The sequence below is a fragment of the Variovorax sp. GW460-12-1-14-LB1 genome (assembly GCF_059423605.1).
Genome location: NZ_JBWKYF010000018.1, coordinates 1 through 15,798, shown reverse-complemented (window position 1 = coordinate 15,798; position 15,798 = coordinate 1). Strand labels below are relative to the sequence as shown.

At 66.6% G+C, this 15,798-nt stretch carries 25 protein-coding genes; 3 read left to right on the top strand and 22 right to left on the bottom strand.

Translation table 11 applies throughout. The features are described 5' to 3' along the window. Nucleotides 1-17 precede the first annotated feature (17 nt). From AC07Y4_RS11825 to AC07Y4_RS11790, 8 genes are all read right to left on the bottom strand, one after another. A complete protein-coding gene (locus AC07Y4_RS11825) occupies nt 18-398 on the bottom strand; it encodes a hypothetical protein (RefSeq protein ID WP_260685122.1) in 381 nt (126 codons plus the stop codon). 5 nt (nt 399-403) lie between these two features. Then, nucleotides 404-898, bottom strand: coding sequence for a DUF4260 domain-containing protein (locus tag AC07Y4_RS11820; RefSeq protein ID WP_487847413.1), 495 nt, complete (start codon nt 896-898; stop codon nt 404-406). After that, nucleotides 891-1,355, bottom strand: a complete 465-nt coding sequence (locus AC07Y4_RS11815; protein WP_095950136.1) for a Spy/CpxP family protein refolding chaperone — start codon at nt 1,353-1,355, stop codon at nt 891-893. Before AC07Y4_RS11815 ends, AC07Y4_RS11820 begins: the two co-directional genes overlap by 8 nt. 89 nt (nt 1,356-1,444) lie before the next feature. Next, the gene (locus AC07Y4_RS11810; RefSeq protein WP_062478905.1) at nt 1,445-1,828 is read right to left on the bottom strand and encodes a hypothetical protein; all 384 of its coding nucleotides are present in this window, start codon (nt 1,826-1,828) and stop codon (nt 1,445-1,447) included. Nucleotides 1,829-2,075: 247 nt separating this feature from the next. Then, nucleotides 2,076-3,881, bottom strand: coding sequence for a phosphoenolpyruvate--protein phosphotransferase (ptsP, locus tag AC07Y4_RS11805; RefSeq protein ID WP_139700413.1), 1,806 nt, complete (start codon nt 3,879-3,881; stop codon nt 2,076-2,078). Nucleotides 3,882-3,891: 10 nt separating this feature from the next. Then, on the bottom strand, nt 3,892-4,161 hold the full coding sequence (locus tag AC07Y4_RS11800; protein ID WP_062478901.1) for an HPr family phosphocarrier protein: 270 nt from the start codon (nt 4,159-4,161) through the stop codon (nt 3,892-3,894). After that, nucleotides 4,130-4,585 carry a PTS sugar transporter subunit IIA gene (locus AC07Y4_RS11795; RefSeq protein ID WP_062478898.1) on the bottom strand — a complete coding sequence of 152 codons (456 nt, stop codon included), beginning with the start codon at nt 4,583-4,585 and terminating at the stop codon, nt 4,130-4,132. Before AC07Y4_RS11795 ends, AC07Y4_RS11800 begins: the two co-directional genes overlap by 32 nt. Before the next feature lie 188 nt (nt 4,586-4,773). Continuing rightward, nucleotides 4,774-5,310 (bottom strand): hypothetical protein, encoded by a 537-nt coding sequence (locus tag AC07Y4_RS11790; RefSeq protein WP_487847414.1) that lies wholly within the window; start codon nt 5,308-5,310, stop codon nt 4,774-4,776. Nucleotides 5,311-5,412: 102 nt separating this feature from the next. Here AC07Y4_RS11790 and AC07Y4_RS11785 point away from each other — a divergent pair, with 102 nt between their 5' ends. Continuing rightward, nucleotides 5,413-5,910 (top strand): TlpA disulfide reductase family protein, encoded by a 498-nt coding sequence (locus AC07Y4_RS11785; protein WP_101493873.1) that lies wholly within the window; start codon nt 5,413-5,415, stop codon nt 5,908-5,910. A gap of 66 nt (nt 5,911-5,976) precedes the next feature. Here the strand turns inward: AC07Y4_RS11785 and AC07Y4_RS11780 are convergent, their stop codons facing one another. Beyond that, nucleotides 5,977-6,423 (bottom strand): c-type cytochrome, encoded by a 447-nt coding sequence (locus tag AC07Y4_RS11780; RefSeq protein ID WP_487847415.1) that lies wholly within the window; start codon nt 6,421-6,423, stop codon nt 5,977-5,979. Between the two features lie 161 nt (nt 6,424-6,584). Here AC07Y4_RS11780 and AC07Y4_RS11775 point away from each other — a divergent pair, with 161 nt between their 5' ends. Together AC07Y4_RS11775 and AC07Y4_RS11770 are read left to right on the top strand one after the other, a co-directional pair. After that, nucleotides 6,585-7,292 carry a cytochrome b/b6 domain-containing protein gene (locus AC07Y4_RS11775; RefSeq protein ID WP_062478887.1) on the top strand — a complete coding sequence of 236 codons (708 nt, stop codon included), beginning with the start codon at nt 6,585-6,587 and terminating at the stop codon, nt 7,290-7,292. Further along, entirely contained in the window at nt 7,289-7,879 is a 591-nt protein-coding gene (locus AC07Y4_RS11770) for a GNAT family N-acetyltransferase (protein ID WP_487847416.1), read from the top strand. Before AC07Y4_RS11775 ends, AC07Y4_RS11770 begins: the two co-directional genes overlap by 4 nt. 7 nt (nt 7,880-7,886) lie before the next feature. Here the strand turns inward: AC07Y4_RS11770 and AC07Y4_RS11765 are convergent, their stop codons facing one another. The 13 genes from AC07Y4_RS11765 to AC07Y4_RS11705 all read right to left on the bottom strand — a co-directional run. Continuing rightward, nucleotides 7,887-8,393, bottom strand: coding sequence for a peroxiredoxin (locus tag AC07Y4_RS11765; protein ID WP_070061892.1), 507 nt, complete (start codon nt 8,391-8,393; stop codon nt 7,887-7,889). 82 nt (nt 8,394-8,475) lie between these two features. Then, nucleotides 8,476-8,745: a 30S ribosomal protein S17 gene (rpsQ, locus tag AC07Y4_RS11760; protein WP_062478880.1), complete on the bottom strand. Its 270-nt coding sequence runs from the start codon at nt 8,743-8,745 to the stop codon at nt 8,476-8,478. Nucleotides 8,746-8,754: 9 nt separating this feature from the next. Next, nucleotides 8,755-8,964: a 50S ribosomal protein L29 gene (rpmC, locus tag AC07Y4_RS11755; protein WP_056577224.1), complete on the bottom strand. Its 210-nt coding sequence runs from the start codon at nt 8,962-8,964 to the stop codon at nt 8,755-8,757. Between the two features lie 55 nt (nt 8,965-9,019). Then, the gene (gene rplP / locus AC07Y4_RS11750; RefSeq protein WP_007838137.1) at nt 9,020-9,436 is read right to left on the bottom strand and encodes a 50S ribosomal protein L16; all 417 of its coding nucleotides are present in this window, start codon (nt 9,434-9,436) and stop codon (nt 9,020-9,022) included. Nucleotides 9,437-9,488: 52 nt separating this feature from the next. Continuing rightward, complete coding sequence (rpsC, locus tag AC07Y4_RS11745; protein WP_062478877.1) at nt 9,489-10,400, bottom strand: 30S ribosomal protein S3; 912 nt, start codon at nt 10,398-10,400, stop codon at nt 9,489-9,491. A 17-nt stretch (nt 10,401-10,417) separates the two neighbouring features. Beyond that, nucleotides 10,418-10,750, bottom strand: a complete 333-nt coding sequence (gene rplV, locus AC07Y4_RS11740) for a 50S ribosomal protein L22 (RefSeq protein WP_007838134.1) — start codon at nt 10,748-10,750, stop codon at nt 10,418-10,420. Nucleotides 10,751-10,759: 9 nt separating this feature from the next. Continuing rightward, nucleotides 10,760-11,038 (bottom strand): 30S ribosomal protein S19, encoded by a 279-nt coding sequence (gene rpsS / locus AC07Y4_RS11735; protein ID WP_062478874.1) that lies wholly within the window; start codon nt 11,036-11,038, stop codon nt 10,760-10,762. 10 nt (nt 11,039-11,048) lie between these two features. Continuing rightward, the gene (gene rplB / locus AC07Y4_RS11730; RefSeq protein WP_056576555.1) at nt 11,049-11,873 is read right to left on the bottom strand and encodes a 50S ribosomal protein L2; all 825 of its coding nucleotides are present in this window, start codon (nt 11,871-11,873) and stop codon (nt 11,049-11,051) included. Between the two features lie 2 nt (nt 11,874-11,875). Beyond that, on the bottom strand, nt 11,876-12,211 hold the full coding sequence (gene rplW, locus AC07Y4_RS11725; RefSeq protein ID WP_056576559.1) for a 50S ribosomal protein L23: 336 nt from the start codon (nt 12,209-12,211) through the stop codon (nt 11,876-11,878). Further along, nucleotides 12,208-12,828: a 50S ribosomal protein L4 gene (gene rplD, locus AC07Y4_RS11720; RefSeq protein ID WP_062478869.1), complete on the bottom strand. Its 621-nt coding sequence runs from the start codon at nt 12,826-12,828 to the stop codon at nt 12,208-12,210. The genes rplW and rplD overlap by 4 nt, the downstream gene beginning before the upstream one ends. Continuing rightward, a complete protein-coding gene (gene rplC, locus AC07Y4_RS11715; RefSeq protein ID WP_062478866.1) occupies nt 12,828-13,508 on the bottom strand; it encodes a 50S ribosomal protein L3 in 681 nt (226 codons plus the stop codon). Before rplC ends, rplD begins: the two co-directional genes overlap by 1 nt. Nucleotides 13,509-13,745: 237 nt before the next feature. Then, nucleotides 13,746-14,300, bottom strand: coding sequence for a hypothetical protein (locus AC07Y4_RS11710; protein WP_487847417.1), 555 nt, complete (start codon nt 14,298-14,300; stop codon nt 13,746-13,748). 17 nt (nt 14,301-14,317) lie between these two features. Continuing rightward, nucleotides 14,318-15,798: hypothetical protein (locus AC07Y4_RS11705; RefSeq protein ID WP_495274574.1), on the bottom strand; the 1,481-nt coding region annotated here is incomplete at its 5' end.

The following is a 15,798-nucleotide window of genomic DNA, read 5'->3' as shown; positions in this document are numbered from 1 at the left end:
AATGGCAAGGCTTGCAATCAATCCGGCCGGCATCGCACCGTCCAGACCAGGCCGGCGGTGAGGCCGGCGAGCAAAAGCACGTGGTAGACCACGTCGGGCACCGTGCGCGGGCCGATGCCCGCGACGATGGTGCCCAGGCCGACCAGCGTGCCCAGCAGGGCAAAGCCCTGTCCGGCGATCGCCGCGGCGCGGGCATGCGCGGGGCGGCGCCAGGTTTCGAGCGCCGCGAGCACCAGCACGGTGGCGATCACGGCCTCGGCGGTGCGCGCCTGCGGATGCGCGTGGCCGGCCCCGAGCCAGCCGCCGTGCACCGCCGACGCGACGGCGAGCGTGAACGCCTCGCCCAGCATCACGGTGCGCGCGAGCGCGGGGCGCATCGAGGGGCGCGAACGGGCCACGGCACTCACCACGGATCGGCGCGGCCGATGCGGCCGAGGTGGGTGGACGCAAAGCCCGTCGCGTACTTCAGGCCGAAGCCCAGCGCATGGTCGAGCCCGACGCGGGCCAGCCAGATCAGGCCGCCGGCCACCGCCCATGGCTGCGCCGCGAACACGCCCAGCGCCAGCAGCAGCACCGGCCCGATCAGCGCATGCGCCGCGTTGTACAGCGCCGCGCCGACGCGCGGCCCCGCGAGGTAGCCGAGCAGCGAAAGGTCGGGCGCGAACAGCCAGAGCGCGAACAGGCCCCAGCCCATGCCGAACTGGGCATAGCCGACCAGCGCCACCGCGAGCACCACCGCGCCTTCGAAGCGCAGCACGGTGCGCACACCGTCTACGGCCGGCACTGCCGCCAGTTCGCGGGACACCGCGGAACCCACGTGCTGCTGCGGCGCCCGCAGAGCGGGTCGATGCAGCGACACGAAGCGCGCCCAGCCCGGGGGCGAGCCCATTTCAGCCATGGCGGGACCAGCGGCGGCCGCCGCGCTCCATGAAGTCACGCACCTTCTGTTGCTGGGCCGGGTTCAGGTGGTCGAAGAAATCGGCCGCGGCGGCGATGACCTCGGGGCTGCCGGTGCGCACCACGGCGGTCTTCTCTTCGATCAGGCGCGCGGCGCCGGCCTGGTCGAGCGTGTTGCCCGCGAACAGGGCCTTGAACTGCGAGCGCGGATCGCCCGATCCGCCCGCACCGCGCATCGCCTGGCGCTGCGCCTGCAGCTTCTCGGCCAGCACGGTGAGCTTCTGCTTCTGCGCGGCGTCGAGCTCGAGCTTGCTGCCGACGCGCTCGACCATCTTGGCGCGGAACTCGGCGCTGTCGCCGCCCCAGCCGTGGCGATGGCCGGCACAGCCGGCGATGCTGCCGGCGACGACGGCCAGGCCGGCGAATCCGAACAGGGTTCGTTTGATCCAGTGCTTCATGGGGGTGCTCCTTCATGCGCCCCGGCGCGGGGCTGCTTCAGTGATGAACGTGGCGACGGCGGCGCCGCCCGGGGCGCCGCATCGTCGGCTCAGAGACGGTTGCCGCTGTCGCGTGCGGCGGCGGCACGCGCATCGACGGGGTTCTGCATCGTCGAGATGACCTTGCTGTTCACGCGCGAGCCGGAGGTCACGTTCTGGTCGGGTGCGGCGGCGGTGCGCACGGCTTCGGCGATGACGCGGGCGCGGTCGGTCGACACGGCCACGGTCTCGGGGCCGCGCGAACCGCGCACGACGTTCTGGTCGGGGGCGGCGGCGGCACGCACGGCTTCGGCGTTGACATCGGCGCGGCTCATGGCCGACACGGGCGCGTGGACGCCCTCGTAGCTTTCAGCCTTGGCGCCGGCGGCGGCGAGCATGGCGAAGGAACCGACAGCGACGAGCTGCGCGAGGGAGAAGGACGACTTGACGATCATGATGCAGGCCTTTCTTTCAGGGGTTGGAAGAGGAGACCTGATGGTGCGCGTCAAGGCGCGGCGAGTCCTTTCACCTCGGTATCGCCGTATTTCGGTTTGTTTCACCAGGATTAACTCGCCCCCAGGCTGCGCGCACTTCGTGTCGCTTCGCCAACCCCCTACCGGGGGCAACACCGACGGCCCGGCAAAGCCGGTTCCGTGGTGTTCCTGGTGCTTGCGTCCCGCCGCGAAGGGCGGGGTTGCGGGCTCAGCCCGCGAGTGCGGCCGCGGGATCGTCCGCGTCGAGCACGCCCTGCGCCCAGGGCTCGAGCTTGCCGGTGTCGGCGCGCAGCACTTCCTGCTTCACGGCGAGGATGCGCGAAGGGTGCATGGAGAAGCTGCGCAGCCCGAGGCCCAGCAGCAGGCGCGTGAAGGCAACGTCGCCCGCCATTTCGCCGCACACCGACACGCCCTTGCCCTGGCGGCGGCACTCGGTGATGGTGTCGGCCACGAGCTTGAGCACCGCGGGGTGCGCGGGGTCGTACAGGTGGGCAACGGCCTCGTCGGCGCGGTCGATGGCCAGCGTGTACTGGATCAGGTCGTTGGTGCCGATCGACAGGAAGTCGAAGTGCTTCAGGAAGGTCTTGAGCGTGAGCGCGGCGGCCGGGATCTCGATCATGGCGCCGAGCTTGACCGGGCCGTACACCGCGCCGCGGTTGTCGAGTTCGGCGCGCGCGAAGTCGATCAGCGACAGCGTCTGGCGAATCTCGCTGGCGTGCGCGAGCATCGGAATGAGCAGGTGGATCTCGCCATGCGCCGCCGCGCGCAGGATGGCGCGCAGTTGCGTGAGGAACATCGCCGGATCGGCCAGGCTCCAGCGGATGGCGCGCAGGCCGAGCGCGGGGTTCAGGTGCTCCTGCTTGCTGCCCGACTTGCCGTCCAGCGGCTTGTCGGCGCCCACGTCGATGGTGCGGATGGTGACGGGCATGCCCTGCATGCCCTCGACCGCGCGCTTGTAGGCCTGGTACTGCTCTTCCTCGTCGGGCAGGCGCGTCTGGCGCGCCGAGTTCTCGCGGCCCATGAAGAGGAATTCGCTGCGGAACAGGCCCACGCCCACCGCGCCGGCCTTGACGGCGCCGGCCGTGTCCTCGGGCATCTCGATGTTGGCCAGCAGGTCGACGCGCTGGCCGTCGAGCGTGACGGCGGGCTTGTGGCGCAGCCGCGCGAGCCGCCCGCGTTCGAGGTCGCCCTGGCGCTGCTTGAAGCCGTACTCGGCCAGGATGATCGGCGACGGGTCGACGATCATCACACCGGCCTCGCCGTCGATGATGACCCAGTCGTCCTGGCGCACCAGCTGGCTCGCGGAGCGCGCGCCGACGATGGCCGGGATGTCCATGCTGCGCGCGACGATGGCGGTGTGCGAGGTGCGCCCGCCCACGTCGGTGACGAAGCCCGCGAACACGCTCTTCTTGAACTGCAGCATGTCGGCCGGCGAGAGGTCGTGCGCGATGAGCACCAGCGGCACGTCGAAGCCGTCGCCCGCGGTGGGGTCGTCGTCTTCGTCGTCGTGCGCGGCGGCGGCGCGCTTGCGCCGCGGCGGGCTCGGCGCGAGCACGGCGGCCGTGCCCTTCATGCGATGCAGCATGCGCTCGACCACCTGTTCGAGGTCGGCCTTGCGCTCGCGCAGGTACGGGTCCTCCATCTCGTCGAACTGGCGCGCGATGATTTCGAGCTGCGTGGTCAGCGCCCATTCGGCGTTGTACAGCCGCTCGCTGATCCAGTGCTTCACGCCGCCGCTGAGCACGTCGTCCTGCAGCAGCATCTGGTGCACCTCGAGCAGCGCCGCAAGCTCGTGCGGCGCGTCGTTCGGGCCCATCTGCGCCACGCTGGCCTGCAGCTTGGTGAGCTCGTCGGCCACCGCATTGCGCGCGGTGCGCACGCGGTCGATCTCGGTCTCGATCTCTTCGGGCTTGATGAAGTAGTGCGCCACGTCGATGCGACTGGACACCACCAGCACCGCGCGGCCGATGGCAATGCCACGGGCGACCGGGAGACCGTGGACTGCGAAGGTCATGCGCGGGTCCTTATTCGCCTTCGCCGAACTTGTCGTCCATGAGCTGGACGATGGCGTTCATGGCTTCGTCTTCCTGCGGGCCGTTGGTCTCGAGCTCGACGGTCACGCCGAGGCCGGCGGCCAGCATCATGACGCCCATGATGCTCTTGGCGTTGATGCGGCGGTCGCCGCGCGACAGCCACACCTCGCAGGGGAAGCTGCCGGCGAGCTTGGTCAGCTTGGCCGACGCGCGTGCGTGCAGGCCCAGCTTATTGCTGATGGTCACGGATTTCTTGATCACTGTGCTTTCTTTTCGCCTGGTTCTGGGGAGCCGCCACCGCCACCTGCATCACGCCGGCGGTGCCGCCCGCGAGGGCCCGCTGCACCAGGGTGTCGAGCGGTTCGTGGCGGTAGGTGACGGCGCGCAGCAGCATCGGCAGGTTGACACCGGCCACGAGCCGCGAGCGCACGCCGTCCACCAGCTTCTGCGCGACGTTGCAGGGCGTGGCGCCGAACACGTCGGCCAGCACCAGCACCTGCGAGCGCGGGGCATGCAACTGCTGCGCGAGTGTGATGCGCGCGGCGGCCAGCGTTTCCTCGGGCGACACGTTGGGCAGCACGTCGAGGGCCACGACCGCCTGTTCGCAGTCGGGGAACACATGCAGCGCGCACTGCCGCAGCGCCTGTGCGAACGGGGAGTGGGCAATGATGAGGATGCTGTTCATGCGGCTCGGAGGACGACGCGTCGATTATGCGGGGGCGCCCAAAGGAAGTAGAGACATCGAGGACACAACGCGGCAACCGGGGAAAGCGGCCATGGCGGGCGCGTGACCGGGGTGTCGGTTTGCGCCGCGGCAACAGCTATGAAAACGATAGCTGGCCCGTGCATCGCGGCCTGTCGGCCGGCCCCTGCTCATGGCAGGCGCAGGCCCTCGAAGAAGGTCTTGGTCGCCTCGGGCGAGGACGGGCGGCCGAGCACGGTGGCCTGGTAGAGCGACACGCTGCCGTCTTTCTGCGACTGCGCGAACCAGAGCACCTGGACCGGCGCCACGCCCTGCTGCGCCGATTGCCCGTCGAGCCGCCACGGTGCGGGAACGGCCGTGGCGCGCGGCAAGGTGGCCGGCCCCTGGATCACCTGCGCGACGCCCAGCTGGCCGTACGTGGCCGTGCGCCAGGCCGTGAGCCAGGCCTCGGCCTGCGCCGGGCTGGTGGCGGCGGCATGGGCCACGGCGAAGGTCGCGCCGCCGGCTTCGCAGCCGGTCATGTCGACCTGCACCGACTCGGCACCCAGCGGCAGCGCGCGCTGGGCGCGGTCGGCCTTGCAGGGCAGCAGCGCGACCAGGCCGGCGTCGGCGATCGGCACTTCGCGCCAGTTGAAGGTGGGGCTGCAGGCGCCCAGCGCGGCGGCCAGGGCCAGCACGGGCCAGGAGGGGGAAGGAAGCGAGGGCATCGGAGGACGATTATCGAGCGGCCTTCGGGGAATGAAGCGCGTGCGCCGGCGCGTTCCGGCACGCGGAACTAAAATCGCGCCGCCTCTCTCATTCAGGTGCCCATGAAAAAATACATCGCTGCCGCCGCCGTCGTGATCGCCCTGGCCGCCGGCGTGGGCGTGTACCTCGGTTCGGGCAGCACGGCCGCTCCGGCCTCGACCTTCGTGCTGCTCGACGGCACCACCAAGAGCACGGCCGACCTGAAGGGCAAGGTCACGCTGGTCAACTTCTGGGCCACCAGCTGCGTGACCTGCGTGGCCGAGATGCCCAAGGTGATCTCGACCTACGACAAGTACAAGGCCAAGGGCTACGACACGCTGGCGGTGGCCATGAGCTACGACCCGCCGAGCTACGTCGTCAACTTCGCCGAAACCCGCAAGCTGCCGTTCAAGGTGGCGATCGACAACACCGGCAGCGTGGCGCAGGCCTGGGGCGACGTGAAGCTCACCCCGACCACCTTCATCGTCAACAAGAAGGGCGAGATCGTGAAGCGCTACGTGGGCGAGCCCGACTTCGCCGAGCTGCACAAGCTGATCGAAAAGCTCCTGGCAGAAGCCTGACCTTCAGGCCCCAGAAAAGCAAAAGGCGCTCCGAGGGGCGCCTTTTTCGTGGCGAAAGCCCTCGGCTTACTGGTTGCGGAAGCTGTCGTGGCAGGCCTTGCAGCTGGCGCCGGTCGGGCCGAACTGGGCCTTGAGCGCATCGATGTTGCCGGCCTTGGCGGCAACCACCAGCTTGCCGGTCTCGGCGATCACCTTGTCCTGGTGCTCCTTGAACTTGGCGGCTTCCTTCCAGAGCTCGGGCTTGGCCTTGCCGCCCTCAGTGCCGGCGCCGAAGCCGGCCCAGGGCAGCTTGGCCATGTCGGCGACGACCTCGGCGTTGGCGGCAGCGGCGGCAGCGTCGTAGGGCACGCGGCCGTTGGCCATGGCGCCCAGACGGCTGAAGTGCTGGCCCATCACGAACAGCGCGCTCTGGCGGTACTTGATGGCATCTTCGGGCTTGGCGAACTGTGCCGCGGCGGGCAGGGACATCGCAGCGCAGGCGGCTGCAAGGGCGAACGAAGCAAAACGGGTCATCGTGGGTCCTTGTGTGGGGGTTTTGGGCACCGTCGAACGCGGTGCTGCAGGCAGTGTAGGGGCTGCCCGTGTCGGGCGCATAGCAACAACCCGGTGGAAGGACCGGGCCGGACTTTGCTAATCTGCGCCTTCCGCAGCCTCGCGCCCCGGCGCCTTTTTCGATGACCGACACCCTCTCGGTGGCCCGCACACGCGTCTGGGACCTGCCGACCCGCCTCTTTCACTGGGCGCTCGCCTTCGCCGTGATCGGCCTGATCGTGACGGGCCTGAACGGCATCATGGAATGGCATTTCCGCCTCGGCTACACCGTGCTGGCGCTGCTGCTGTTCCGGCTGATCTGGGGGGTCGTGGGCGGGCGCTGGTCGCGCTTCGCGGCCTTCATCTATGCGCCGGGCTCGGTCATCGCCTACCTGCGCGGCAAGTCGCACCCCGACCACCTGATCGGCCACACGCCGCTGGGCGCGCTGTCGGTGTTCGCGGTGCTGGCGCTTCTGATCCTGCAGGTCGCCACCGGGCTGATGGCCGACGACGAGATTTCCGCCTCCGGGCCGCTGACCCGCTTCGTGTCGGGCGCGATGGTGAGCCTGGCGACAGGCTGGCACAAGGCGCAGGGCAAGTGGATCGTGATCGCCCTGGTGAGCCTGCATGTGCTGGCGGTGCTGTTCTATGTGCTGGTCAAACGGCACCGGCTGGTCGGGCCGATGCTGTCGGGCGACAAGCTGGTGGTCGCGGGCGCAGCCTCCAACGGGAACGGCAATGGCAACGGCGTGGCCCCGAGCCGCGACGATGCGGTGTCGCGCACGCTGGCGCTGGTGCTGTTCGCGCTGTGCGCGGGCGTGGCGTTCTGGGTGGCGTCGTTGCGCGTATGAGCGGCTTTTCCGTCTCCCGCCCGCTGCCGCTGTCGGACACGCCGGCGGTGGTGCTGCTCACGCCCGACGAACCGCATGAAGTCGACGCCGTGCGCGCCATCTTCCGCGACTACGCGGGCTCGCTGACCATCGACCTCGACTTCCAGGACTTCGACGGCGAGCTGGCCGGACTGCCCGGCGAGTACGCCGAGCCGCGCGGCACCTTGCTGCTGGCGCTGGTCGATCCCGCCCATGTGAACGAAGACGCCGGCCGCGCCGCGCCCACGCTGAAGCGCGCCGACGGCACGCTCGCCCACGTGGCGGGCTGCTGCGCGCTGCGCCCGATCGACAGCACGGACTACGCGAACGCGGCGGAAATGAAACGGCTGTATGTGCGCCCCGGGTTCCGGGGGCTCGGGCTCGGCCGGCAACTGGCCGAGGCCATCCTCGATGCGGCCCGCAGCGCAGGCTATGCCTGCGTGCTGCTCGACACCCTCGACGACATGGAGTCGGCGCGCGCCCTCTACGAAGACCTGGGCTTCGCGGAGGTGCCGCCCTACTATCACAACCCCGTCGCCGGGGCTCACTACCTCAAAGTAGATCTCTAGGCCGGGCTCAGCCGCGGGCTTGCGCCAGCAGCGTGTCAGCGTCGCTCACTTCGAACTTGCCCGGGCCTTCGACGTTCAGCGTCGCGACCTTGCCGTCCTTCACGAGCATCGAGTAGCGGTTGCTGCGCAGGCCCATGCCGCGGCCGGTCAGGTCGAGCGTGAGGCCGGTAGCCTTCGCGAAGTCCGCGCTGCCGTCGGCCAGCATGCGCACCTTGGCGCCAGTCTTCTGGTCGCGCGCCCAGGCGCCCATCACGAAGGCGTCGTTCACGCTCACGCACCAGATCTCGTCCACGCCAGCGGCCTTGAAGTCGTCGAAGTGCTGCACGTAGCCCGGCACATGCTTGGCCGAGCAGGTGGGCGTGAAGGCGCCTGGCAGTGCGAACAGCGCGATGGTCTTGCCCGCCGTGGCCTTGGTCACGTCGACCGGGTTCGGACCGATGCTGCAGCCCTCGCCCTCCACTTCGGAATATTCCTGCAGGGTGGCCGAAGGAAGGGTGTCGCCGACTTTGATCATGTGAATTGCTCCTGAAAAAGAAAAACGGCCCACATTGTGGGCCGTTTCCGGATGGGTTGCCTCGAGGCGACCGAGTGCCTGATCAGACCAGGACGGCCTTCTCGACCAGACGGGTCACGACCCAGTTCTTGGTCTTCGAGATCGGACGGCTTTCCGTGATCTCGATGGTGTCGCCGAGGTGGTACTCGCCCTTTTCGTCATGGGCGTGGTACTTGCTCGTCTTGGCCACGATCTTGCCGTAGAGCTCGTGCTTCACACGGCGCTCGACCAGTACGGTCACGGTCTTGGCACGCTTGTCGCTGACCACCTTGCCGATCAAGGTGCGCTTGAGGGATTTTTTAGCTTCCGTCATGTTCACTCCTTACTTGGCGGCTTGGGTCTCTTGCTCTTTCTGAGCAAGAATGGTCTTGGCGCGAGCGATGTCGCGACGCGTCACGCGCAGCGTCGTGGTGTTCGACAGCTGTTGCGTGGCCTTCTGCATGCGCAGGCCGAAGTGGGCCTTCTGCAGATCCTTGATTTCGGCTTGCAGGCCTGCGACGTCCTTCGTGCGCAGGGTTGCGGCCTTCGTCACCTTGGCCGAAGCCGCGGTTTCTTTCTTCTTACGTGTTGCCATGGATGTTCTCCTCTCAGGCGCCGAGCTGGCGAGCGACGAACGTCGTGCGCAGCGGAAGCTTGGCGGCGGCCAGGCGGAACGCTTCGCGGGCGAGTTCTTCGGGCACGCCGACGATCTCGAACACGATCTTGCCAGGCTGGATTTCAGCGACGTAGTACTCGGGGTTGCCCTTACCGTTACCCATCCGCACTTCAGCGGGCTTGGTAGAGATCGGCTTGTCCGGGAACACGCGGATCCAGATACGGCCACCGCGCTTCACGTGACGCGAGATCGCGCGACGAGCGGCTTCGATCTGGCGCGCCGTGAGGCGACCGCGGTCGGTGCATTTGAGACCGAAGTCACCGAACGCAACCGAGTTACCCGTGGTTGCGATGCCGGTGTTGCGGCCCTTTTGTTCCTTGCGGAACTTTCTGCGTGCAGGTTGCAGCATGTTTTGTTACTCCGTGAGGGCCCCAGGCACTTGCGTGCCCGGGAGCGACCGATTACTCGGTCTTGGCACCGTCCGCTGCTGCAGCGGGCGCGGCTTTGCGGACGCGCTTAACGGCGGGTTTCGAGTCTGCACCGGCACCGCCGGTTGCTTCTGCGGGCTTGTCGCTGCCATCGGCCGGAGCGGTGTTGCCACCGATCGGACCACGGGCACCGGCACGGGGGCCGGGACCACGACGGTCGCCACCCGGACGGTCGCCAGGGCGACCATCACGGCGGGGACCACGCGGGCGGCGCTCTTCGTCCGGACGCGGCGTTTCGACGGCCGGCAGGTCGTTGCGACCCAGCGTGTCGCCCTTGTAGACCCAGACCTTGACGCCGATGACGCCGTAGGTGGTCTTGGCTTCCGAGGTGCCGTAGTCGATGTCGGCGCGCAGGGTGTGAAGCGGCACGCGACCTTCGCGGTACCACTCGGTACGTGCGATTTCGATGCCGTTCAGGCGGCCAGCCGACATGATCTTGATGCCCAGGGCACCCAGACGCATGGCGTTCTGCATGGCGCGCTTCATGGCGCGGCGGAACATGATCCGCTTTTCGAGCTGCTGCGTGATGCTGTCGGCGATCAGCTGCGCATCGATTTCGGGCTTGCGCACTTCTTCGATGTTGACCGCAACCGGCACGCCGAGCTGCTTGCCCAGTTCGCGCTTGAGGTTCTCGATGTCTTCGCCCTTCTTGCCGATCACGACGCCCGGACGAGCCGAGTAGATCGTGATGCGTGCGTTCTTGGCGGGACGCTCGATCATGACGCGCGACACCGAAGCGTTCTTCAGCTTCTTCTTCAGGTATTCGCGAACCTTGATGTCTTCGGCCAGCATGCCCGCGAAATCGCGGTCGCTTGCGTACCAACGGCTGGACCAGTTACGGGTGACCGCAAGGCGGAACCCGGTTGGGTGGATTTTCTGTCCCATATTTCTTCCAGGCCTTCTTAGTTGCCAACCGTCACGTACACATGGCACGTGGGCTTGCTGATGCGATTGCCGCGACCCTTGGCGCGCGCCGTGAAGCGCTTGAGCGTTGCACCTTGCTCGACGTAGATGGTCTTGACCTTCAGCTCGTCGATGTCGGCACCGTCGTTGTGCTCGGCGTTGGCAATCGCCGACTCGAGCACCTTCTTGATGATCACAGCGGCCTTCTTCTGCGTGAATTGCAGAACGTTGAGCGCTTGATCGACCTTCTTGCCGCGGATCAGGTCCGCGACCAGACGGCCCTTGTCGACCGACAGGCGGACACCGCGGAGGACTGCACGTGTTTCAGACATGGTCGTTCCTTACTTCTTCTGGACTTTTTTGTCCGCGGGGTGCCCCTTGAACGTGCGCGTGAGCGCAAATTCGCCGAGCTTGTGGCCGACCATCTGGTCGGTGATGTACACGGGCACGTGTTGCTTGCCGTTGTGCACAGCGATGGTCAGACCGATGAACTCGGGCAGAACCATCGAGCGGCGCGACCAGGTCTTGATCGGCTTCTTGTCCTTGTTCGTCACGGCCTTGTCGGCCTTGGCCACGAGGTGGTGGTCGACGAAAGGACCCTTTTTGAGAGAGCGAGTCATTGGCTATCCCTTACTTCTTGCGACGCGACACGATGAAGACCTGCGTGCGCTTGTTGTTACGGGTGCGATAGCCCTTGGTCAGATTGCCCCACGGGTCGACAGGATGGCGGCCTTCGCCAGTCTTGCCTTCGCCACCACCGTGCGGGTGGTCGACCGGGTTCATCACCACGCCGCGAACGGTCGGGCGAATACCCATGTGACGCTTCACACCGGCCTTGCCGAGCTGGCGCAGGCTGTGTTCTTCGTTGGCCACTTCACCGATGGTCGCGCGGCATTCGATGTGAATGCGGCGGACTTCGCCCGAACGCATGCGGACCTGGGCGTAGACGCCTTCACGGGCCAGCAGCGTGGCCGAGGTACCGGCCGAACGTGCGATCTGCGCGCCCTTGCCGGGTTGCAGTTCGATGCAGTGGATCGTCGAACCCACGGGGATGTTGCGGATCGGCAGGGTGTTGCCGGCGCGGATCGGGGCTTCGGCGCCCGACATCAGGGTTGCACCGGCTTCCAGACCGCGCGGGGCGATGATGTAGCGGCGCTCGCCGTCGGCGTAGCAGACCAGAGCGATGTGGGCGGTGCGGTTCGGGTCGTACTCGATGCGTTCGACCTTGGCCGGGATGCCGTCCTTGTTGCGCACGAAGTCGACAATGCGGTAGTGGTGCTTGGCACCACCGCCACGATGGCGGATCGTGATGTGACCGTTGTTGTTACGGCCGGCCTTCTGGAACTGGGGTTCCAGCAGGGCTGCGTGAGGCGCACCCTTGTGCAGGTGGTCACGCGAAATCTTCACCGCGCCGCGTTGGCCCGGCGAAGTGGGTTTCATCTTGATGACGGCCATGATTAAGCGCCTTCCCCGACGAGGTTGAGCTCTTGACCGGCCTTCAGCGTCACATAAGCCTTGCGCACGTTGTCGCGGCGGCCGATGGACTTGCCAAAGCGCTTGGTCTTGCCCTTGGTGTTGAGCACCGACACGCCCTGGACTTCGACCTTGAACATCAGTTCAACAGCGGCCTTGATCTCGGGCTTGGTGGCGTCTTGCAGCACCTTGAAAGTGACAGCGTTCGACTTCTCGCCGACCATCGTGGCCTTTTCGGACACGATCGGTGCGACCAGCACGTTCATGAGACGGCCTTCGTCGAACTTACGTTGTGCAGGGGTGGGGTTCACGCGGCTCATGCGAACATCTCCTTGAGCTTGTCGACGGCACCCTTGGTGACCAGCACCTTCTTGTAGTGAACCAGCGACACCGGATCGGCGTAACGGGGTTCGACCACGAGGATGTTGACCAGATTGCGCGAGGCAAGGTACAGGTTTTCGTCGACTTCTTCGGCGATCACGAGCACGGACTCGAGATTCATTGCCTTGAAACGGGCTGCCAGCGGCTTCGTCTTGGGCGAATCCACGGTCAGCGAATCGACCACGGCCAGACGGCCTTCGCGAGCGAGCTGCGAGAAGATGGAGGCCATGCCGGCGCGGTACATCTTCTTGTTGATCTTCTGCGAGAAGTTTTCGTCAGGCATGTTCGGGAAAATCCGGCCGCCTCCGCGCCACAGGGGCGAGGACGTCATACCGGCGCGGGCGCGGCCCGTTCCCTTTTGCTTGAAAGGCTTCTTGGTCGAGTGCTTGACCTGTTCGCGGTCCTTCTGGGCGCGCGTGCCTTGACGGGCGTTGGCCTGGAATGCAACGACGATCTGGTGAACCAGGTCTTCGTTGTAGTCACGGCCGAACACGGTCTCGGGGGCGTCGTACTTCGACGCGGCCTGGCCTTGTTCGTTCAGGAGTTCGAGTTGCATTACTTCGCTCCTTCAGCCGCTTGCGGCTTGGCCTTGATGGCGGGACGCACGGTGACGAAGCCACCCTTCGAACCCGGGATCGCGCCCTTGATGAGCAGCAGCTGACGTGCTTCGTCGATGCGGAACACGTCGAGGTTTTGCGTCGTGCGGGTGACGTCGCCGAGGTGGCCCGTCATGCGCTTGCCGGGGAACACGCGACCGGGGTCTTGTGCCATGCCGATCGAGCCGGGCACGTTGTGCGAACGGCTGTTACCGTGCGACGCGCGCTGCGAGCTCATGTTGTGACGCTTGATCGTGCCGGCGTAGCCCTTGCCGATGGTCGTGCCTTGCACGTCCACCTTCTGGCCCACGGAGAACACGCTGCTTGCCGCGATCACGCCGCCAGCCTTGTGCTGACCTGCGGTATCGGCGGTGACGCGGAATTCCTGGATGATTTCACCAGCTTCGACACCTGCCTTGGCGAGGTGGCCGGCTTGGGGCTTGGTCACGCGCGATGCTTTGCGCGAACCGAACGTCACCTGCAGGGCGACGTAGCCATCGGTCTCTTGGGACTTGATCTGGGTCACACGGTTGTTGGACACATCCACCACCGTGACAGGAACTGCGTCCCCGTCATCGGTGAAGAGACGCATCATCCCCACCTTGCGGCCCAGCAACCCGAGGGAGTTGCTCAGACTCATTTGTTTTCTCCAAAAATGGAAGACTTCCTTCGCCGCTGCCACTTCAATTGGCGACAGCGTTTGGCTGGTTTCCCGGCCTGCGAGAGAAGGTTGATAAATCTCTGCCGAAAGCGGCGCCCGAACGGACGCAACAAGGGCAGAGCCAGAGATTATAGCCCGCAGTCGAACCGGGGCGCAAGTGGCCCTTTTCGGGCCGGATTCAGGGGGTTCCGGCCCCGTTTCGGGTGGCTTTCGGGCCTATTTCGCGGGCAGCGAGATGATGTTGTCGCCGCCTGGCAGCGACTTGATCTCGCCATTGGCCTTCATGGCGGGCGCCGCCGCGCCGGTCTGGATCGGGATGGAAATGGCACTGGTCCGACCAGCCTGCTTGATGAACACATTCAGGTAGGCCAGACCGTCACCCTGGCTGATCACCGTGACGGAAGTGTCGGAGCGCTGTCCCGGCGGCAGACTCAGCGACGCGTTGCCGGACAGCGTCAGGCCCGCATCGACCGTCAGCGTCACGCTGGCGCCCGCGGGGTCGCTGACGCCGTCGAACTGCAGAACGACGACCGTCGGCTTGCCGGCCTGAGGCGCGCCGTCCAGCCGGTACTGCAGCTTGACACCGGAGTCATTGGGTTTTCTCGATGCGGTCACCCAGGGGGTGGCCGCATCCTTCGAGGTTGCAGCCGACAGCTTCGCAGTGGTGCGTGCCGACGGCATGCCGTCGGCCAGGGCGGACACGGGGAGCGCGGACAGTGCAAGTCCCGCCGCCAACGCAGCAGCCAAAGAGAGGCGAGTGTTCAGGATCATCGCGAGCCTTCCCTTCCCTATTGAACAAGCACGCTGAGGCACAGCGGCGAAGCAGAGGAGCTCGTCATTGCGGCATCCCGCACTGCCAGAACGTACTCACCCGCACTCAGGCTGACCCGGTTGCCCGACCGGGCGATCTCTCCGCCCCGGAAGACGTCGAAGTCCGGCACCGCGGCGTTCCCGACCGTGACCTGGTAGTCCCGGTTCGCCGGCGCGGTGAAACGCAGGTAGGCAATGTTGCCGAGCTTGTTGCCCGTGCCCGCCACGCTGGAGACACAGACGTTGTTGACCACCGCACCAACAGCCAAGGCCCGGTACATCGGCAGCACGCCGGGCACGCTGGGCAACCCGCCGTCGTTCGATTCGCCCGCGCCGAATGCATCGCTGGAGGTGATGTTCTGCGCGGTCAGCAGGCTGTTCAGCGCCGAGGCGTTGCCAGGCGACGTCGCATTGAACGCGGCGGCGAAGGCGTGGATCGACGTGACCGGCGCGCCGCTTCGGAACTGGAAGCCGGTCAAGGTGTCGTGGATGGGCTTGAAGCCGGCCTGCCGGTTGAGGTTCCACAGGATGGCCTGGACAGATGACTCGCGGGACCAGCCGGGATTGCTTGTAGGACCACGCGAGAGATCCAACGGGCTGCCCCCCCTTTGCTGCGGCAGCTTTGAGTCGACATAGTTGCTTCGTTCCAGGGCAATGCCTGACCACGCATTACCCCAACCCTCGGAGAAAGCAAGGCGCCGATCGAGACGATCGTCCATCGAATGCCCGCCTCCGATCGAGTCATCCCGACTGAAGGCCGATTGGTAGTAGTGCCCCCATTCGTGCGCGATCACTGGTGCATCGAACTCGTCGGTGTCCACATCCTCCTTGCCCAGCACGTAGATCTGCCGACCGTTGCTTCCGCTGTTGAAGAAGAAGGTCGTGCCAATCTGTCCCGCCGAAAGATTGATTCCGTCCGACGGCGCGTTGTTGACGCTCCAGAAAACCTTCAGCACAGGAAACGCCGAAGCCGGCGCCACCGACAGCACCTTCTGCATGGAGGTGTAGATCGTGTCGAGCACGGCGAACGGCGCCGCGACGCGCGCCCCACTGTAGCCAGAACCTCCCCAGCCGCTGTCCGCACGCAGGTCGCGCGTCAATGCCACGCTTCCCGACGAAAAGCTCGCCGACTGCATCGAGTACAGCGCGTCGCTGCGGGTGTTGTCGCGCACCGTGACATCCCAGGTCGCGCCCGGACCGGTCCGGGTCAGCTGGGCCCGGACGCGCACGGTGATGTTCGTGTTCGCCGGCACCGAGACCGCGTAATTGCCACCGTCATCCGTGGTGGTCAACGCGAGCTGCGCCGATGTGTTGGCATCGAGCACCTCCACCGTGGCGCCGCGGACGGGCTTGGCCGTGGTGTTCGCGTACAGGAGGGGCCCGTTGTTGTTCGGCACCGAGTCGTAAGTGGCTTTCCCGCTCAGGGCGACCGGGTTCAGCACGATCGGCAGGCCGATGG